Raw genomic sequence first — 18764 nt, forward strand, 5'->3', positions numbered from 1 at the left:
CGATGTTGACTGCGCAGCAGGCTTTAGATCACTTACTTTCGCATGCTCAAACTGTTGGCGAGAGTGAGAAAGTTGCCATGCAGGCCGCTTTAGGCCGTGTGCTCGCTGAAAACGTCAATAGCCTTGTTGATGTGCCTCCACTTGATAACACTGCGATGGATGGGTATGCGGTTCGCTCTGCTGATATTGCTACTCCAGGAAAATCACTCAAGATTGCTCAGCGCATTCCGGCTGGATCGATGGGAACCCCCTTGGAGTCAGGCACTGCCGCTAGAATTTTCACAGGAGCCCCCGTACCTCCTGGTGCGGATGCAGTCGTGATGCAAGAGGATTGCGCGCTAGAGGGTGAAAGCGGTCAAGTAACTATCAATACCGTTCCAATAGCAGGTCAGTGGATTCGTCGTAGAGGCGAAGATCTCACTGCTGGCAAAACTGCTCTCACCGCAGGCACTTTCTTGCGCCCACAAGAGTTGGGTGTAGCTGCTTCAGCGGGTTTGACTCACTTAAGCGTTAAACGTCGCGTCAAGGTGGCCGCCTTTTTCACTGGCGATGAATTAGCCCTTCCTGGTGAGCCATTAAAACCAGGCGGTATTTATAACTCCAATCGCGACACCTTATTAGCCTGCCTCAAGTCTTTGGGTTGTGATGCCACTGATTTGGGTATCGTCCCAGATCGCTTAGATGCAACCCGTGCAGCATTGCGTAAAGCCAGCAAGGACCACGATTTAATTATTACCTCTGGTGGCGTCTCAGTTGGCGAAGAAGATCACATCAAGCCAGCAGTTACCGCTGAAGGAAGATTGGATCTATGGCAGATCGCGATTAAGCCAGGTAAGCCATTGGCATTTGGTGCAGTCCGAAAATCAGACGAACCTAAGGATGGTGAGGCTTGGTTTATTGGTCTGCCAGGCAATCCGGTATCCAGTTTTGTAACTTTCCTATTGTTTGTACGTCCTTTTATTCTGAAGTTGCAGGGTCGTGAAGTGAGTCTTCCTCAGTCGTATTTAATGCGCGCAGATTTTGATTGGTTGAAAGCCGATCGACGTAATGAGTTTCTGCGTGTCAAATTGAATAGCAACTGCGGCTTAGATTTATTTCCTAATCAAAGTTCTGGCGTGCTCACTAGCGCCTCTTGGGGCGATGGTCTGGTTGATTGTCCGCCAAACCAGCAAATCAAAGCTGGCGATTTGGTGAAGTACATCCCATTTGATGCGCTGCTCAAATAATCACTTTACGATTAGCTCATGAAACTCGAATTACGATTCTTTGCCTCACTACGTGAAGCGCTTTGCATCTCGCAAGAGAGCATCACCATCCCGGCGACAGTAAAAACCATTGCCGATCTCAGAACGCACCTCATTGAACGTGGCAATCCATGGTCTGAGGTCTTGGCAGATGGCAAAGTCTTGCGTTGCGCCTTGAACCAGCACATGGTTGATGCAAATACAGCATTGCAAGATGGTGCAGAAGTTGCTTTCTTTCCTCCGGTGACTGGGGGCTGATATGCCAATCAAAATCCAAGAGAGCGATTTTGATGTCAGCGCTGAAATAGCGGCATTACGTAAAGGTGATCCGCGAGTAGGTGCGGTAGTTTCTTTCTTGGGTACCGTGCGAGATATGAATGACGGTAGCCAAGTAAAGGGCATGACGCTTGAGCATTACCCCGGCATGACTGAAAAAGCGCTACAGGAAATTCTGGATCAAGCCAAAGCGCGCTGGGATATTTATCAGGCCTTAGTGATCCATCGTGTTGGTCCCTTATTGCCCGAAGATCAAATCGTATTAGTGGTGGTCACCAGCGCACACAGAGGTGAAGCATTTGCTGCCTGTGAGTTCGTCATGGACTACCTTAAGACGGCGGCCCCATTTTGGAAGAAAGAAGACACCCCTGAAGGGGCTCGCTGGGTTGATGCCCGCGTTACCGATGAAGTGGCATTATCTAAATGGAAAAAATAATTAAAAAACATATAACGAGAAAGCTCTATGTTTGCCTATCGATCATGCTTACAGGCGGACTATCTGGTTGCGGTGCTGGCGATAGTGTGCAAGCACAATCAACCCCATCTACTTTGGCAACAAAAGATCTTACTGCTTTTGTGGATACGTATTGGTCTGTGCCTACGGATTATTTGCTGGCCTATGCCTATAGCTCTTCCGGAAATCCAAAGACTAGTGCGGTAAACGATCAGACTATTTGGCATATCACTTCTGTCAATCAGGGATTTTTATTGGGCTGCTCTTTTGCTAGCACCAATAATGGCGCTACTTGGTCTGCATCAACTATTGTGGGGTCTGTAACAGCCAATAATTCGGTATCTATTGGTTTTTATGGATCATCTCTAACCGTAGGTTCTGGGCAGTTAACTACATCTAGCGGTCAACCTGCATTTTTGATGCAGATGTCAACCGGAAATGGAGCAGCCGGTCTCACGCACTGGGCTTATATGCTGCCCGTAACCTCATCTAATCCTGCCTGGTCTAGTTTGCCTGGCACTAATAGTGTGAGCGTCCCTACGGCAACTGCTTCGGGGTGCTAGATCAAATTCGTTTTATAGAAGCAGATGCCTGTTTGAAAAGATGAGCCATCCTTAGGGGTGGTTTTATTTTTATTGGTGCATCAAGCTGCATCAAAATAAGCGCTTCTGCACCATATCAGGGAATTCCTTAGTAATTACCCGTAAATTTAGATCAAAATGCATTAACAAAAGCATTTTAGAAATTTTGATTAAACAAAGCTCAGGAGATTTACATGACAACAGCAGCATTGAGTACGGAAAGTACTAGTAGCAGCCCCCTAAAGTCGAAATGGGTGCAATTGGCTTTAGGCGTCATTTGTATGATGTCCATATCCAGCCCTCAATATGTGTGGGCTTTATTTACTAAGCCAATCATGGGTCAGCTCGGTGTTACTTTGACTGAGTTGCAAATTACATTTTCGATTTTGATTGTGTTGCAGACTTTCTTTTCACCGTTTCAGGGTTACTTAGTTGATAAGTTTGGCCCTCGCCTTTTGTTATCCATTGGTACTATTCTGACGGGTGCAAGCTGGGTTCTTTCGGCTAACCTGACTACTGTATCTCATCTTTACCTCACCTATGGAGTGTTAGGTGGCTTGGGTACCGGTATTGTTTACATCGGCGTTGTTGGCTTGATGGTTCGTTGGTTCCCAAACAATCGAGGATTTGCAGTAGGTATGGTTGCTGCAGGTTATGGCATCGGTGCATTGCTGACGACTTTCCCAATCTCCACTAGTTTGACTGAGACAGGGATTCAGGGCACGTTGACATTCTTTGGTTACATCATTGGCGCTGTTGGACTATTGGCTGCTCAAGGCATTCGTGTGCCGCACGCTGATCGTGTGCAAACGGCTGATCAAAAAGAGGCTGCTGCATCGGGAGTTGCACCAAAGGTAATGTTAAAGACACCGGTTTTTTGGCTTATGTTTTTAATGATGTCCATGATGTCTACATCAGGTTTGATGGTTATCTCCCAAATGGGCGCATTTGCAAAAGACTTTGGTATTACATCGACCATGGTTTTTGGTATGGCTGCCTTACCTTTGGCCTTAACAATTGACCGCGTTACCAATGGTTTAACTCGACCAATATTTGGCTGGGTATCTGATCGTATCGGCCGTGAATACACCATGACGATTGCTTTTGGTTTAGAAGCGGTCGCTATGTTTGCTTGGGTAATGACACGCTCAGATCCCGTCATGTTCGTATTGCTCTCAGGTATTGTGTTCTTTGGTTGGGGTGAGATTTTCTCCTTATTCCCATCTACTTTGACTGATACTTTTGGCCAAAAGCATGCCACTACAAACTATGGTTTCCTTTACATGGCTCAAGGCGTTGGCTCTATTGTTGGCGCACCAGTTGCAGCCTACATTCATGGTGTTACAGAAAGCTGGATACCAGTATTTGGCATCATGATCGTATTGGATGCTACTGCGGCTATCCTGGCATTCTTCGTACTACGCCCAATGCGTGCTAAGTATTTGAAGACCTGTGCTGCATAAGTGCTAACTCAGTGGTGATTTGAAATTCGAAGATAGAAAAAGGCTACCAAGTTTGGTAGCCTTTTTTAATGCCATCTAATTGTTACTGAATTGAGACCTATTAGAATGAGCTCACAGCCCCATCACTTCTAGGATCCCATCCACCTTGTAGCGTACCCGATGGATCGCGAATGATACAACCCGCATGACCAACGGTTTCGTCAAATGCATCGAGCATTTCAATTTCATGACCTAAAGCGTGAAGTTCTTTAGCTACCCATGGACTAAAGCGCGACTCTAATTTAAGGCTATCACTGGTTTGCCCCCAGGTCCGTCCAAGCAACCAGCGTGGACGACTGATAGCATCCTGTGGATCAAGACCATAAGTTGCTGTTCGAGTAAATACTGCGCACTGGGTTTGTGGTTGACCATCTCCACCCATCGTTCCATAAACCATTGAGCGACCATCTTTAAATAAAGCCATCGCTGGGTTAAGAGTATGAAAAGGCTTGCGATGCGGCTCAAGGTGATTGAGTGTATTTGGGTCAAGAGAAAAGCTGCAACCACGGTTTTGCCAGTTGACACCTGAGGTAGGAAGCACAATGCCTGCGCCAAACTCATGATAGATGCTTTGAATGAAAGAAACACAATTGCCGTCGCCATCAATCACACCCATCCAAATAGTATCTGCAGGACCTTTACCCTGACCCCAAGGGAGCGCTTTTTCTGGATCAATATTCTTGGCTAACTTTTTCAGGAATGCGGGTGATAAGAAAGATTGCGCATTCTTTGTCATATAGGCAGGATCAGTTACAAATTGATCGCGTACTTTAAATGCTTGTTTGGTAGCCTCAACACAATGATGAACGTACTCGGCGCTATCAACCTTAAAGCGTTTTAAGTTCAACTGGTCCAAGATGCCAATAATCATCAATGAGACAACGCCTTGTGTGGGCGGCGTCATGTTGTAGACATTACCCATGCTATGTTTGAGCTCTAGAGGGTCTATGAGTTTTGCCTTATGACGGTGTAGATCGTCTAACCTCAGTGGACTGCCTAACTCAGCGAGTTCTTTTGCTAGTGATTGAGCTAGTTCGCCGCGGTAATAGTCATCCGTACCTTTTTTGGCAATCTGACGTAAGGTTTTAGCAAGACGCTCTTGCTTAAAGATGCTGCCAACAGCGGGCGCTTTGCCATTTGCTAAAAAAGTCTCTGCAAAGCCTGGAATGGGACTCAGTTCTTGACGCTTCTTTTCTGTGAGGCTTGATTGGCTGAAAGTAACGGGTGTGCCAGCTTCTGCATAGTGAATCGCATCAGCTAATAGGCGTGAAAGCGGTAGTTTGCCGCCTAACCCTTGTTTCGAGAGTTGGTGCGCTGCGCCCCAGCCAGAGATAGTTCCAGCAACGGTATTCGCTGCTACTGCACCACGAAATGGAATGGCCTTAGTGATACCACGTTCTGCGTACCACTGCTTTGTCGCCAAACCAGCAGCCGCTCCACAAGCATCAATTCCACCCATGGCCTTTCCAGGAGAATGAACTACCCAGAAAGAGTCACCGCCTATGGAGTTCATATGAGGGTAGACCACTGCAATAGTTGCAGCAGCAGCTACCATTGCTTCTAAGGCGTTGCCACCTTCTCGTAAAACAGCTAAAGCAGATTCTGATGCTAGAGAATGTGGCGCTACCGCCATTCCTCTGGTTCCCCATTTTGGTTGCATGATTGTTGTCCGGTTAAATAATTGGTTTTGTTATAGCTATATTGTATTGCTGGCTCATAGATTGCTCTGACTAACTGTGCCCAGTTTTGGTGGTGATCTCAGTCTCAAAAAAGGCTAGCTTTTCAGACCTTGGTAAACGCTTTAAGCGGAGCTCTGCTTTAGAGGCTTCAGAACGGTCAGGGTGCTTTTGTGTTGCTAAGAGGACAACTGGTCCGCGCGATCTTGTATAGCGAGCGCCTTGCCCTGAGTTATGGGCCTCTAAGCGATGTTCTAAGCGGTTAGTAATGCCGGCATAGTAGGTGCCATCTGAGCATTCAAGGAGGTAAACAAGCCAGGTCAAAATAGGGAAAATTAGGGTTAAAAGTGCGGTAGATGCTTGAAATTATTAATATTGCCCTTATATTCTATAGATAGATAGACGGAGCTCAAAAATGAGAATAGATAAATTAACAACCAAATTTCAAGAGGCCTTAAGTGAGGCCCAAAGTATCGCTTTAGCCAAAGATAACCAATATATTGAGCCTGCCCACTTGTTGCTGGCCATGTTGCGTGATTCCGATGGTGGCGCCAAGAGTTTATTGACTCGAGCAGGAGTCAATGTCCCTAGCCTTGAAAAAGGCGTAGAGAAAATCATCAGCAATCTCCCCGAAGTGCAAGGAACTAGTGGAGAAGTGCAGGTGGGCCGTGATTTAAGTAATTGGCTCAACCTATGTGAAAAAGAAGCCAATAAACGCAATGATCAATTTATTGCAGGCGAATTGTTTTTGCTTGTGGTGGCTGATGACAAGGGCGAGCTCGGTAAAGTGGCTCGTGAAAATGGATTAAATCGCAAATCGTTAGAAGCGGCTATTGATTTAGTGCGCGGAGGAGAATCAGTGAATAGTGCAGATGCTGAAGGCCAACGTGAAGCCTTAAAGAAATACACAGTGGATTTAACTGAGCGCGCTCGTATGGGCAAGCTTGATCCAGTCATTGGGCGTGACGATGAGATTCGTCGCACCATTCAGATCTTGCAACGTCGCGGTAAGAATAACCCTGTACTCATCGGTGAACCTGGTGTGGGCAAGACTGCCATCGTTGAGGGCTTAGCGCAGCGCATCGTTAATGGTGAAGTGCCTGAGACTCTGAAAAATAAGCGTGTCCTAGTCTTGGATATGGCCTTACTTCTAGCTGGCGCTAAGTACCGCGGTGAGTTCGAAGAGCGCTTGAAAGCAGTTCTCAGTGATGTCGCTAAAGATGAAGGTCAAACAATCATCTTTATTGATGAAATTCATACGATGGTAGGCGCTGGTAAGGGTGATGGTGCAATGGATGCTGGAAATATGCTCAAGCCTGCCTTGGCCCGCGGTGAATTACATTGCATTGGTGCAACTACCTTAGACGAATATCGTAAGTACATCGAAAAAGATCCAGCGTTGGAACGTCGTTTCCAAAAAGTGATGGTGGAGGAGCCTACCGTAGAGGCAACTATTGCCATCTTGCGAGGCCTTAAAGAGCGCTATGAACTACATCATGGCATCGAAATTACTGATCCAGCGATTGTTGCGGCTGCTGAGTTATCGCATCGCTACATTACGGATCGTTTCTTGCCAGATAAGGCGATCGACCTGATTGACGAAGCGGGTTCGCGTATTCGGATGGAGATTGATTCTAAGCCTGAAGTGATGGATAGGCTGGAGCGTCGTCTGATTCAATTAAAGATTGAGCGCGAAGCGGTTAAGAAGGAGAAGGACGATGCTTCGCAAAAACGCCTAGGTCTCATTGAGGATGAAATTAAACGTCTGGGTGCTGAGTATGCTGATTTAGAAGAGGTTTGGAAAGCAGAGAAGGGCGCTGTATTAGGCGCAGCTCAGCTGAAAGAGGAAATTGAAAAAGTAAGGGTAGATATTGCAAAGTTACAACGCGATGGCAAGTTAGAGAAGGTTGCTGAATTGCAATATGGCAAGCTCCCCGAACTCGAAGCAAAACTGAAGTCTGCCGCAGCTGCCGAAGCTAAGGGTGACAAAGATGGCGTATTGAAAAACAAGTTACTTCGCACTCAAGTTGGCGCAGAAGAAATTGCTGAAGTGGTTTCTCGTGCGACAGGTATTCCAGTTTCGAAGATGATGCAGGGTGAGCGCGATAAGTTACTCAAGATGGAAGAGCTATTGCATAAGCGTGTAGTTGGTCAAGAAGAGGCCATTCGAGCAGTATCGGATGCTATTCGTCGTTCACGTGCTGGCTTGGCTGAAGAGAATCGTCCTTATGGATCCTTCTTATTCCTTGGGCCTACCGGTGTTGGTAAGACTGAGCTCTGCAAAGCTCTGGCGGGCTTCTTGTTTGATAGCGAAGATCACCTCATTCGTATTGATATGAGTGAGTTTATGGAGAAGCATAGCGTGGCCCGTTTAATTGGCGCGCCTCCAGGTTATGTTGGTTACGAAGAGGGTGGTTATTTAACCGAGCAAGTTCGCCGTCATCCATATAGCGTGATCTTGTTTGATGAAATTGAGAAGGCTCACCCAGATGTATTTAATGTGCTCTTGCAGGTATTGGATGATGGTCGTCTAACTGATGGTCAAGGTCGTACCGTAGACTTTAAAAACACTGTCATCGTAATGACTAGTAATATTGGATCACATTTGATTCAGTCGATGGTTGATAAGAAGCAAGCAGAGATTAAAGAGGCAGTATTCGAAGAACTAAAGAATCATTTCCGTCCTGAGTTCTTAAATCGTATTGACGAAATCGTAGTGTTCCATGGTTTGGATAAAGGCAATATCGCCAATATTGCGAAGATCTTGCTGAAGAACTTGTCAGATCGTTTGGCAAAAGTGGATATGCAACTTGAGGTCAGTGATGCCGCCTTGAATAAGATTGCTGAGGTGGGCTTTGATCCAGTCTTTGGAGCAAGGCCTCTGAAGCGGGCGATTCAGCAGCATATTGAGAACCCAGTCTCCAAGATGATTTTGGAAGGTAAGTTCGGACCCATGGATGTGGTACCTGTCGATGTAGATAAATCAGGTGAGTTTAGCTTTAGCCGTCAGGTTCATTAAGTAGTCCTAAGTAGCAAATACGTAGTTCAGCAGGAATATTCCTGCCCTAGTAAACTTGGTACATGACTGTTGCGCTTAGTAGGCGTGCCAGTGATGTCCGGGTTATTAGTCTCATTAGCCTAGCTCACGGCAGCTCTCATTTCTTTCATTTAATCCTTCCTCCCATGTTCCCATGGTTGAAGGACGCTTTTTCCCTTAGTTATGCTGAGCTTGGCATGCTCATGTCAATATTCTTTGTAGTCTCTTGCATTGTGCAGGCTGCCTCCGGATTTTTGGTGGATCGTATCGGCGCAAGACCCGTACTGTTTGCTGGGCTTGCTTTGCTAGCGCTTGCAGCACTTACCTATTCACAAAGCACTAGTTATGCCATGTTGATTTTGGGTGCGGTAATTGCTGGTTGCGGTAATGGTATTTTTCATCCAGTTGATTACACGCTCATTAATCACAAAGTATCACCACCCAATCTTCCTTATGCCTATTCAATGCATGGAGTGACTGGATATTTAGGGTGGGCTGCTGCACCCACCTTTATGGTTGGGATTGCAGAGTTATCTGATTGGCGCATTGCCTTCTTATCTGCAGCGCTATTAGAGGTTTGTATCCTAGTGATTCTTTGGATGAATAAAAGCTATTTACTGGATAACGTCAAAGAGCGTCATGAAAATAGTTATGCAAGCGCTCAGGTTGCTAGGCTTGGCGTAGCACCTGAGAGTACATTCGCATTTCTGAAGCTCACTGGGGTTTGGTTATGCTGGATTTTCTTTTTCTTCAGCATGGCTTCTACTTCTAGCCTGCAATCATTTGCCCCTAGCGCGCTCTTTAAGCTTTACGAGATACCTTTAGATGTGGGAAGTTATTTCATTACCCTGCTGGCATTAGGAAGTGCTGGAGGAGTTTTATTTGGTGGATATTTAGCAGCCAAGTTGCAAGCTCCTGAGCGTATTGTGAGTTCTTGCTTATCTATTACCGTAGCTATGTGTTTATTACTTGCTACTGGACTACTTTCCGCACAGATCATTCCCTATGTATTTTTTGCGCTGGGATTTGGATATGGTGTCGTAGCGCCTTCTCGAGATCTCATGGTGAAGCAGGCAACCCCTAAGGGAGTGGCGGGTCGCGTTTATGGGATTGTCTATTCAGGAATTGATTTAGGAGCAGCGGTTGGCCCATTTATCTTTGGCTTCTTTATGGACGCCGGTCTTCCTAAGGCCTTGTTTATTGGAATTGCCCTATTCCAATTGATGATCATTCCTACCGTCTTTAAGGTGTCATCGAGCACACAGAGTAGAGTCTAAGAGAGTTCCGCTTTAATTTTTTTAGCAAATTCAATGGCATGTGGGTTATCCCCATGAATGCAGAGCGTATCCGCTTGAATTGAAACTTCACTACCGTCGATCGCTATCACTTTTCCAGTTTGTGACATTCCCAATACCTGCTTGAGTGCCGCCGATTCATCTTCAATCATTGCGCCCACTTGGCCGCGTGGCACCAAAAACCCTTCTTTTGAGTATCTGCGATCCGCAAATACTTCCTGCCACACGGGAATATCGAGTTCATTAGCAGCATCAACTAAACAACTTCCCGCTAATCCATACAAAATGACATCGTTACCAAGATCTTTCACCGCTCTAGCAACCCCTCGGGCAAGTTTCATATCCCTTGCGGCTTGGTTATATAAAGCGCCGTGTGGTTTCACGTGATGCAGTTTTTTGCCTACCGCTTGAACAAATGCTTGTAAGGCACCTGCTTGATACAATACATAGTTATAGGCATCTTGTTCGGAGATAGCCATTTCTCGTCTGCCAAATCCTTCTAAATCAGGAAGGCCGGGATGTGCGCCAATATGAACCTTTTTTTGCGTTGCGAGTCCAACTAATTTTTTCATACGGGCGGGATCACCAGCATGCCAGCCGCAGGCGATATTGGTGGAGGTAATGTAGTCAAGCAAGAGGGCATCATTGCCCATTTCCCAAGCTCCGAATCCTTCGCCCATATCACTATTTATATCCATCACGCTTTTCCAGTAGTTTGAATCATGGTTTGAATTGAGTGCATCGTTGCATCTTGTAACTTTAATGCTTCTGCATTGATGCGATCCGCCTCTTCAAGATCAATTGGCATCAATTGAATTTTATTACCTGGTTTCAGTTGCGCTAACTTCACAAGATCTGCGCGAATAACTTCTGCGAGGCGCGGGTATCCTCCCGTAGTTTGATGTTCTGCCAACATGACGATTGGCTCTTGAGATGGTGGAAATTGCACAGTTCCGAATGTGATTGCTTGAGAGGGGATATGAGGTAAATCTTTTTTAAGTTTGAAGTTACTTTGTAAGCGCACACCCATACGGTTACTTTGATTGCTCACAGTCCAAATGGTAGACCAAAATAATTCTCGGTCTTTTTCTGGTAAAAAAGATATGTGAGGCCCTGCTAAGCAATTGATGTGCGTTACGGAGTTTGCAGGGTGGAAAGGTGATCTCACATGCCATTTTGGGAAGCATGGCAACAGACCAGATTTATAAAGGGACTTTAGGAATGGTGAGCTCAGAGGTGCTTTGACATCGGAAAGCAAAAGTACATCACCCTTTTCTAAGCGCTTCGGACCGATATCAGCACTGATGTGAGAGCCTGCCCGACCTAAAATTTTAGGAAGCTCAAGACCTCCCCCAATAGCCAGCACTACTCTAAAACCCAAATTGAATGAAGAAAATTTGAGGGTATTTCCCTTTGCCAACCATACTGGCCGATTGCCTGGAATACGTTGGCCATCCACAATACCTTCGCAGGAGGCGCCAACCCAAGCTACACAGCACGCTTCGTGGAAAAGCAGTGTGGGTCCGGTAGAGGTCATTTCAATGGCGGCAGTTTCTGGTGAATTGCCAACCATTGCATTCGCTAGATGAAGCGAATCAAGGTCACACGCGCCCCCGGGTCCCACGGCCCAGTGAGATAAATTTTCACGAGGATTATCTTGAATGGTACTGAATGTCCCAGCCTGCAATACTTCAATACTGGCATTGCCTTCATCGGGTTTCGGTGCGCGAAGAATTTCAGATGAGGGTTGATTTTGATCTAGCTGTTTAAATTCATCTAAGGAGATTTCATGAATTTCCATTTGATCGCCCGCCATAAATAATCCTGGCGGATTTTTTTGAATATCAAACAATGTATTGGGCGATCTGCCGATGATATTCCAGCCACCCGGTGTAGTACGCGGATATATGGCTGTTTGTAGTTCTGCAATCGCAACGCTTCCTTTGGGCACTGATGGTCTAGGAGAGCTGAGTCGGGGTAGACGCAATTTCGGATTCAGCCCGCTGAAATAGGTAAAGCCGGGCATGAATCCAAGAATGTCAGCGGTGTAGAGGCTATCTTTGTGTATGCTGATGACCTCTTCAGTAGTTAGCTTACAAGCCTTGGCGATTGTCATTAAATCCAAAGCTACATCAGGGTGATAGCAAACCTGAATACGATGCGTAGTACTTAGCTCTGACTGAATCCTTTTTTGCTTGAGGAATTTCTCCCCCAGCTTTTCTAATTCATCAATAGCGCGCCTGCGAACGACGCTGGGGTTATCTGAGGAGTACTTCAGTTGCACAATCAAAGACTCTAGTCCGGGGATAATTTCGCCTGCCCATTCTGGCTTATTCGCAAAAAGGAGCTTACTGATTCCATGGATCTCACTTAAAGGATTCGGTGATTTCGAAAAATCTGCCAAAACACTGTGATCGCCAATTAGTGTGCAATGCATCATGAAAAGATATTAAGGGTTTTCTCTAGTTTGCCCTGTGGGCGCAATATTTGAGTTATAAAGATGCTACTCATTCAATAATTTAAAGCCTAAAAATAAAGGAGACAAAGTGAGTCAACAAACAGATACTAGTCTGACCGGTTTTTATAAAGTCATGAACCCTAAAGAGAAAAAAACCTTTTGGGGTTGTTTCTTGGGCTGGGCTTTGGACGGCATGGATTTCATGATTTACCCTCTGGTGATTGGCACCATTATTGCAGTATGGCAGGTGGACCGCGGAATGGCTGGTCTTGCTGTGACGGGTACGCTCTTGGCATCCGCATTTGGTGGCTGGTTTGCTGGTTACTTAGCTGATCGTATAGGTCGCGTTAGAACTTTGCAGTTCACTATTCTTTGGTTTTCTAGCTTTAGTTTGATCTGTGCATTTACCCAAGACTTCAATCAATTGATGGTTGCACGCGCATTACTTGGCTTTGGCTTTGGTGGTGAGTGGGCTGCTGGTGCGGTGTTAATGGGTGAAACGATTCGTGCAGAATATCGTGGCCGTGCAGTGGGTACCGTCCAATCTGCCTGGGCAATTGGTTGGGGTGCTGCAGTACTCTTACAAGCGATTATGTTTAGCCTGCTTCCGCCTGATATGGCTTGGCGTGCAATGTTCGTAGCTGGCTTCTTCCCTGCTGTTCTTTTGTTATACATTCGTCGCCATGTCGAAGAGCCAACAATTGCTAAGCTTGCTCGTGAAAAAGTAGTAGCAGCAGGCCAATCACCCTCCATTCTAGAAATCTTTAAACCTGGTTTATTGAAGACTACGATTTGGGCTTCATTACTCACGATGGGTGCACAAGGTGGTTACTATGCAATTACCACTTGGGTTCCTACATTCCTCAAGACGGAGCGTAAATTGACGGTAGTTGGCTCTACTGGTTATTTAGCATTTCTTATTGCGGGTAGTTTTATAGGCTACTTGGTTGGCGCGTGGATGGCTGACCGATTTGGCCGTCGGAAATTATTTATCACCTTTTCAATTGGCGCGATTGTCTTGGTTCTGGCATATACCCAGCTAGAAATCACAAATGAAATGATGATGTGGCTCGGCTTCCCATTGGGATTCTTTGCTAGTGGATATTTTTCCGGTATGGGCGCTTTCTTGACAGAGTTATTTCCAACTCGCTTACGTGGATCCGGACAAGGCTTTTGCTATAACTTTGGTCGCGGAATTGGCGCTTTATTTCCAGCCTTAGTGGGATATTTTTCAGCGCAATATGGATTGGCAATGGCAATTGCTATTTTTGCTGTAATTGCTTACGGAGTTTTCTTGATCGCTGCTATTGTGCTTCCGGAAACACGTGGTCGCGAGTTACAAGCAAACTAAATAAAGATCCTAACGTTGGAAAAAGATATTCCGTTTTGCCCAGGGCCGCCCGAACATCAAGGCGGTCCTTTTCCTTTTGTGATGCCTAAAGGTGCGGTCGATACACACGCCCATGTGATAAGCGCTGCCAGTCTCGTTCCTGGCCGCTCTTACACTGCGCCAGAAGTAACGGGTGAGCAATATATAGAAATGCTCGATGAGGTGGGTATGACCTATGGTGTTTTGATTCAGGTCAGCGTCAATGGGCAAGACAATGAGCCCATGCTAAGAGTGTTAGACCAACACCCCAAGCGGTTGCGGGGAGTAGCGGTCCCATTGCTTGGGCAGCCCGATGCTTACTATCAAAATATGAAAGATAGGGGTGTAGTAGGAATTCGAGTCAACGTCATGTTTGCTGGTGGTGGTCTAGATCTATCAAACCTAGAAGAATGCGATGCGCTTGCTCGAGACTGGGGATGGCATATTCAGTTCTTATTAGATGCAAATGATTTGCCCGCTCTGATGCCGCGCATGCAAAAGATGAAATCTACTTTAGTCATTGATCACATGGGTTTCCTGAAAACTTCAGTCGGCGTTCATTCCCCTGGGTTTATGGCATTGGTGGAATTGGTGCGCGAGCGAGCTTGGGTAAAAGTATCGGGTGCTTATCGCTTGAGTGAAAAATACCCCGGCTATCATAATGTGGTTCCTTATGCAAAGGCATTGATTGAGGCTGCGCCCAATCGCTGTATTTGGGGATCGGATTGGCCGCATGTTGCAACGTGGGGGAATATGCCTACCATTGCACAATTATTGGATTGTTTCGCTTTATATGCTCCTAATGAGGCAATTCGTAAGCAAATCTTGTGCGACAACCCTCAGCGTCTATACGGGTTTTAATTACCCATACCTAGCACTTTCTTTTTCATAATATGAAACTTCATTACGCTGCGTAAAATCCAGCGCAACATCTAGCCCTATATTCCATTCCAAGAAGTGAATAAATATTCCACATAGTAAAAATATATATATAAGTTATTGAATTTAAATAACTAAATATTTTGAAAAATATCTTAAATTCCTCTTGCCTGCTTTTTTGAACTGTCTAAACTCTTATATAAGACATAAGACTGAATTCAGTCTTAAGAGTCCTCAAATTTAGAAGTACTTGTTTAACTTAGGGAGAAAAACATGGCAGATCGCAAAGCAGAAATCGCAGCACTACAAAAAGACTGGGATACCAATCCACGCTGGAAAGGTATTACTCGTGGCTATACGGCTGAGGACGTAGTGCGTCTTCGCGGTTCATTGAAAATTGAGCACACTTTAGCTAAGCATGGCGCTGAGCGTCTTTGGGAATTAGTAAATAACGAAGCTTACGTTAACTGTTTAGGTGCTTTGACTGGTGGTCAAGCAATGCAACAAGTTAAAGCTGGTGTACAAGCTATTTACTTGTCAGGCTGGCAAGTAGCTGCTGACGGTAACTCTTACGCAGCGATGTACCCAGACCAATCTTTATATCCAGTAGATTCAGTTCCTAAGATGGTTGAGCGTATTAATAACTCATTCCAACGCGCTGATGAAATTCAAACAGCTAAAGGTATCAACAAAGGTGATGCAGGTTACATTGAGTATTTCGCTCCAATCGTTGCTGATGCTGAAGCTGGTTTCGGCGGTGTATTGAATGCATTTGAATTAAGCAAAGCGTTGATCAAGCAGGGCGCTGCTGGCGTTCACTTTGAAGATCAATTATCTTCCGTTAAGAAGTGTGGTCACTTAGGCGGTAAGGTATTGTTACCTACTGCTGAGTCAGTTCAGAAGTTGATCTCTGCACGTTTGGCTGCTGATGTGATGGGTGTTTCAACTATCATCTTGGCCCGTACTGATGCTGAAGCTGCTGACTTGTTGACTTCTGATTATGACGCGAATGACAAGCCATTCTTGACGGGCGAACGCACGCCAGAAGGTTTCTACAAAACACGTAAAGGCTTGGATCAAGCGATCTCACGTGGTTTGGCATATGCTGCTTACGCCGACATGGTTTGGTGTGAAACTGGTACCCCTGATCTTGATTTTGCTCGTCAATTTGCTGAAGCAATTCGTGCGAAGTTCCCAGGCAAGATGTTGGCTTACAACTGCTCACCATCTTTCAACTGGAAGAAGAACTTAGATGATGCAACTATTGCTAAATTCCAACGTGAATTAGGTGCAATGGGTTACAAGTATCAGTTCATCACATTGGCTGGTATCCACTCTATGTGGTACAACATGTTCGACTTGGCTCAAGACTACATGCAGCGCGGTATGACTGCATACATCGAGAAGGTACAGGAGCCAGAATTTGCTGCTCGTGACCGTGGATACACATTCGTTTCACATCAGCAAGAGGTTGGTACTGGTTACTTTGATGATGTAACGACTGTTATCCAAGGTGGTAAGTCTTCTGTAACGGCATTGACTGGTTCTACTGAAGAAGAGCAGTTCCATTAAGAATCCCTAAGTAGTGCGTTGTAAGCAGTAGCACCATACTGCCGCGGCACCTAAATGACCCCACAAGGGTGACTTAGGTGCCGTTTTCGTTTACATTCTTCAAATGACTAATTGCGTACTTTGTAAAGACGAACTCAAGCCTGAAGATGGTCAACTCATTTGGCGCGGCGATGACTGTCGGGTTATGCTCGTAAACGATCCCGACCTACCTGGATTCTGCAGGGTGATCTTGAATCGTCACGTAGCTGAGATGACGGACCTTACCCATGGTGAGCGAGAGCATTTGATGGCTCTAGTATTCGCTGTTGAAGAGGCCATGCGATACGTCATGCACCCAGATAAAGTCAATATTGCCGCCTTAGGCAATATGGTTCCTCATATTCATTGGCATGTCATCCCTAGATTTAATGATGACGCATTCTTCCCTGGATCGATTTGGTCCAAAAAAACTCAAGAAACAAAAGAGGCTGTATTGGAGGCCAGAAGAAAAAAGGCTCAGGAATTGCCAGCCGCAATCAAGGCTGCAATTGCCAAATTATCTTAGGTATTTAGTGCGTAAAATATTTTTTACCTTTTTAATACTTGCAACTAATGTATTGCAGGTTGACTATTCTTATGCGGCAGAAATACAAGTAATTACCTCGGGAGCATTCGCTGAGGCGTTAAAGCAGTTAGTCCCTGAGTATGAAAAACAATCTCCTAATAAAGTCATTATTTCTTATGGCTCATCAATGGGTGCTGCACCCGACTCCATCCCTTCTAGATTAGCCAAGGGTGAGCAGTTTGATATATTAATCCTGGCTGCACCGTCTTTAGAGGGGTTTATCAAGAGCGGAGATCTTCAATCTGGGGCGCGAGTTGATTTGGTTGCTTCGGTAATGGGTGCGGTAGTAAAGACAGGTGCACCAAAGCCTGATATCAGCACAATGAATGGATTGAAATTGGTTTTATTAAATGCAAAGTCGGTTGCTTATTCGGCAAGCGCAAGTGGAGTTTATTTATCAACCGAGCTTTTCCCGAAAATGGGGATTTCGGAGCAGATGAATAAAACTGCAAGAAAGATATATAGCGAAAGGGTTGCTTCAGTTGTGGCTAGGGGTGATGCGGATTTGGGCTTTCAGCAAGTCAGCGAGCTACTCCCCATTCCTGGCGTTGACTTTATAGGTGAGCTACCGCAAGAAGCTCAAAAGACAGTGCTATTCTCTGCGGGCATTACAAGTAACACGCAAAATTTAGATGCATCAAAAGATCTCATAGTATTTTTAGCATCAACAAAAGCAGTTGATACCATTCAAAAAGCAGGATTAAAGCCAGTATTGCCAGCAATACCTTGGTAGGATAAAAGGGACCATAGAAATGAAGTGTTTTACAAAAGCCGTTCTGATTACATTCTTATCTTTAGCATTTGGACCGGCGTTTGCTGCTGACCCTTGGCCCAATCACCCCATTAAATTTGTTGTTGGGTTTGGTCCTGGCGGTGCTAACGATACTGTTGCCAGGGTGGTTGCTGAAGCTGCCTCAAAGCAATTGGGTCAACCTATTATTGTGGAAAATAAGCCAGGCGCCGGTTCTGTATTGGGCGCAGATTTTGTAGCAAAGAGTGCGCCAGATGGTTACACCTTCTTTGTTAGTGCCGGTGGCATTATTACTAATCCCATGATTAAGTCTTCTATGCCATATAAGGAGGGCGACTTAGTTCCGGTGGGTTTGTTAACAATCAGCCCCTCTATTATTGTTGTTTCAGCAGACTCCAAAATCAATAATATGAAGGATCTGCTCGTGCTGGCCAAAGATCCCAAGGGGCTTAACTTCTCGACTGCTGGCACTGGGAGTACTCCACACTTCGTAGCGGAGATGTTGAAAGTAAAAGCAGGCGGTAAATATGAAATCATTCCTTATAAGAGTGGCTCCGAAGGAATGGTGGCTGTTATCTCCAATCAAGTTGACGCAACCTCAGAGGCAAGCGTTGTAGTAATTCCGCAAATCCAAGGCGGCAAATTAAAAGCAATTGCTTCCACTTGGAATAAAAGAATTGCTGCTCTGCCTGATGTTCCAACAACTAAGGAGCAGGGGCATCCTGAAGTTTTCATTGGTCACTGGGCAGGGGTCTTTGCGCCCAAAGGCACACCTGATGCTATCTTAGAGAAAATGAATCAGGCGATTAATGCGGGCCTTAAGACTGCAGCTGTTCAGAGCCGCTTAACACCACAAGGTATTGAGCCATCACCCGGAACGAGAACCTCGTTTACTAAATTCCTCGCAGATGAGAAAGCAAGGCTAGAGCCAATAGTGAAGCGCGCCAATATGAAGGAGGATTAAGCCAATTTCTTGAGAGTTTCGAGACATCTTTCAGGATTTGGTAGTAGATCAGTACGTTACGTTTTCCATAGTGCCTGGGAAAAGTCTGCCTTTAGCTAATGG

At 45.5% G+C, this 18764-nt stretch carries 17 protein-coding genes; 13 read left to right on the top strand and 4 right to left on the bottom strand.

Annotation, left to right across the window (positions count from 1 at the left end; translation table 11 throughout):
- Positions 1-2: 2 nt before the first annotated feature.
- The 5 genes from glp (at position 3) to oxlT (ending at position 4018) form a co-directional block, all read left to right on the top strand.
- Positions 3-1226 carry a gephyrin-like molybdotransferase Glp gene (gene glp / locus ICN34_RS09185; RefSeq protein WP_216122230.1) on the top strand — a complete coding sequence of 408 codons (1224 nt, stop codon included), beginning with the start codon at positions 3-5 and terminating at the stop codon, positions 1224-1226.
- A gap of 18 nt (positions 1227-1244) precedes the next feature.
- On the top strand, positions 1245-1502 hold the full coding sequence (moaD, locus tag ICN34_RS09190) for a molybdopterin converting factor subunit 1 (protein WP_216122148.1): 258 nt from the start codon (positions 1245-1247) through the stop codon (positions 1500-1502).
- Between the two features lies 1 nt (position 1503).
- Positions 1504-1956 carry a molybdopterin synthase catalytic subunit MoaE gene (moaE, locus tag ICN34_RS09195; protein WP_216122149.1) on the top strand — a complete coding sequence of 151 codons (453 nt, stop codon included), beginning with the start codon at positions 1504-1506 and terminating at the stop codon, positions 1954-1956.
- Positions 1944-2537 (top strand): hypothetical protein, encoded by a 594-nt coding sequence (locus tag ICN34_RS09200; protein WP_216122151.1) that lies wholly within the window; start codon positions 1944-1946, stop codon positions 2535-2537. Before moaE ends, ICN34_RS09200 begins: the two co-directional genes overlap by 13 nt.
- A 212-nt stretch (positions 2538-2749) precedes the next feature.
- A complete protein-coding gene (gene oxlT / locus ICN34_RS09205) occupies positions 2750-4018 on the top strand; it encodes an oxalate/formate MFS antiporter (protein ID WP_216122154.1) in 1269 nt (422 codons plus the stop codon).
- Between the two features lie 100 nt (positions 4019-4118).
- Here the strand turns inward: oxlT and ggt are convergent, their stop codons facing one another.
- The gene (gene ggt, locus ICN34_RS09210) at positions 4119-5717 is read right to left on the bottom strand and encodes a gamma-glutamyltransferase (protein WP_216122156.1); all 1599 of its coding nucleotides are present in this window, start codon (positions 5715-5717) and stop codon (positions 4119-4121) included.
- Between the two features lie 70 nt (positions 5718-5787).
- Entirely contained in the window at positions 5788-6057 is a 270-nt protein-coding gene (locus tag ICN34_RS09215; RefSeq protein WP_216122157.1) for a GIY-YIG nuclease family protein, read from the bottom strand.
- Positions 6058-6148: 91 nt separating this feature from the next.
- Between ICN34_RS09215 and clpB the strand changes: the two genes are divergently transcribed.
- Both clpB and ICN34_RS09225 read left to right on the top strand, forming a co-directional pair.
- Positions 6149-8752: an ATP-dependent chaperone ClpB gene (gene clpB, locus ICN34_RS09220; RefSeq protein ID WP_216122159.1), complete on the top strand. Its 2604-nt coding sequence runs from the start codon at positions 6149-6151 to the stop codon at positions 8750-8752.
- 62 nt (positions 8753-8814) lie between these two features.
- Positions 8815-10047: an MFS transporter gene (locus tag ICN34_RS09225; RefSeq protein WP_216122161.1), complete on the top strand. Its 1233-nt coding sequence runs from the start codon at positions 8815-8817 to the stop codon at positions 10045-10047.
- On the opposite strand, the gene ICN34_RS09230 is transcribed toward ICN34_RS09225, so the two are convergent.
- Together ICN34_RS09230 and ICN34_RS09235 are read right to left on the bottom strand one after the other, a co-directional pair.
- Complete coding sequence (locus ICN34_RS09230; RefSeq protein WP_216122163.1) at positions 10044-10763, bottom strand: 5-oxoprolinase subunit PxpA; 720 nt, start codon at positions 10761-10763, stop codon at positions 10044-10046. The two genes, ICN34_RS09225 and ICN34_RS09230, sit on opposite strands and share 4 nt — an antisense overlap.
- Positions 10763-12505, bottom strand: a complete 1743-nt coding sequence (locus ICN34_RS09235; protein ID WP_216122165.1) for a 5-oxoprolinase/urea amidolyase family protein — start codon at positions 12503-12505, stop codon at positions 10763-10765. The genes ICN34_RS09230 and ICN34_RS09235 overlap by 1 nt, the downstream gene beginning before the upstream one ends.
- A gap of 151 nt (positions 12506-12656) precedes the next feature.
- On the opposite strand from ICN34_RS09235, the gene ICN34_RS09240 reads away from it, so the two are divergent.
- The 6 genes from ICN34_RS09240 (at position 12657) to ICN34_RS09265 (ending at position 18662) form a co-directional block, all read left to right on the top strand.
- Positions 12657-13874 carry an MFS transporter gene (locus ICN34_RS09240; protein ID WP_216122232.1) on the top strand — a complete coding sequence of 406 codons (1218 nt, stop codon included), beginning with the start codon at positions 12657-12659 and terminating at the stop codon, positions 13872-13874.
- Between the two features lie 15 nt (positions 13875-13889).
- Positions 13890-14753 carry an amidohydrolase gene (locus ICN34_RS09245; protein WP_255538629.1) on the top strand — a complete coding sequence of 288 codons (864 nt, stop codon included), beginning with the start codon at positions 13890-13892 and terminating at the stop codon, positions 14751-14753.
- A gap of 291 nt (positions 14754-15044) precedes the next feature.
- Positions 15045-16343, top strand: coding sequence for an isocitrate lyase (gene aceA, locus ICN34_RS09250; protein WP_215359457.1), 1299 nt, complete (start codon positions 15045-15047; stop codon positions 16341-16343).
- Positions 16344-16446: 103 nt separating this feature from the next.
- Positions 16447-16887: an HIT family protein gene (locus tag ICN34_RS09255; RefSeq protein WP_216122167.1), complete on the top strand. Its 441-nt coding sequence runs from the start codon at positions 16447-16449 to the stop codon at positions 16885-16887.
- Positions 16888-16894: 7 nt separating this feature from the next.
- Positions 16895-17680: a substrate-binding domain-containing protein gene (locus ICN34_RS09260; protein ID WP_216122169.1), complete on the top strand. Its 786-nt coding sequence runs from the start codon at positions 16895-16897 to the stop codon at positions 17678-17680.
- A 19-nt stretch (positions 17681-17699) separates the two neighbouring features.
- On the top strand, positions 17700-18662 hold the full coding sequence (locus ICN34_RS09265; protein WP_216122171.1) for a tripartite tricarboxylate transporter substrate binding protein: 963 nt from the start codon (positions 17700-17702) through the stop codon (positions 18660-18662).
- Positions 18663-18764: the final 102 nt, after the last annotated feature.

It is taken from the genome of Polynucleobacter sp. Tro8-14-1 (assembly GCF_018881655.1).
GTDB lineage: Bacteria > Pseudomonadota > Gammaproteobacteria > Burkholderiales > Burkholderiaceae > Polynucleobacter.

Coding starts and splice junctions, on each gene's coding strand:
- glp (WP_216122230.1), top strand. CDS start 3: ATGTTGACTGCGCAGCAGGCTTTAGATCACTTACTTTCGCATGCTCAA.
- moaD (WP_216122148.1), top strand. CDS start 1,245: ATGAAACTCGAATTACGATTCTTTGCCTCACTACGTGAAGCGCTTTGC.
- moaE (WP_216122149.1), top strand. CDS start 1,504: ATGCCAATCAAAATCCAAGAGAGCGATTTTGATGTCAGCGCTGAAATA.
- ICN34_RS09200 (WP_216122151.1), top strand. CDS start 1,944: ATGGAAAAAATAATTAAAAAACATATAACGAGAAAGCTCTATGTTTGC.
- oxlT (WP_216122154.1), top strand. CDS start 2,750: ATGACAACAGCAGCATTGAGTACGGAAAGTACTAGTAGCAGCCCCCTA.
- ggt (WP_216122156.1), bottom strand. CDS start 5,717: ATGCAACCAAAATGGGGAACCAGAGGAATGGCGGTAGCGCCACATTCT.
- clpB (WP_216122159.1), top strand. CDS start 6,149: ATGAGAATAGATAAATTAACAACCAAATTTCAAGAGGCCTTAAGTGAG.
- ICN34_RS09225 (WP_216122161.1), top strand. CDS start 8,815: ATGACTGTTGCGCTTAGTAGGCGTGCCAGTGATGTCCGGGTTATTAGT.
- ICN34_RS09230 (WP_216122163.1), bottom strand. CDS start 10,763: ATGGATATAAATAGTGATATGGGCGAAGGATTCGGAGCTTGGGAAATG.
- ICN34_RS09235 (WP_216122165.1), bottom strand. CDS start 12,505: ATGATGCATTGCACACTAATTGGCGATCACAGTGTTTTGGCAGATTTT.
- ICN34_RS09240 (WP_216122232.1), top strand. CDS start 12,657: ATGAACCCTAAAGAGAAAAAAACCTTTTGGGGTTGTTTCTTGGGCTGG.
- aceA (WP_215359457.1), top strand. CDS start 15,045: ATGGCAGATCGCAAAGCAGAAATCGCAGCACTACAAAAAGACTGGGAT.
- ICN34_RS09255 (WP_216122167.1), top strand. CDS start 16,447: ATGACTAATTGCGTACTTTGTAAAGACGAACTCAAGCCTGAAGATGGT.
- ICN34_RS09265 (WP_216122171.1), top strand. CDS start 17,700: ATGAAGTGTTTTACAAAAGCCGTTCTGATTACATTCTTATCTTTAGCA.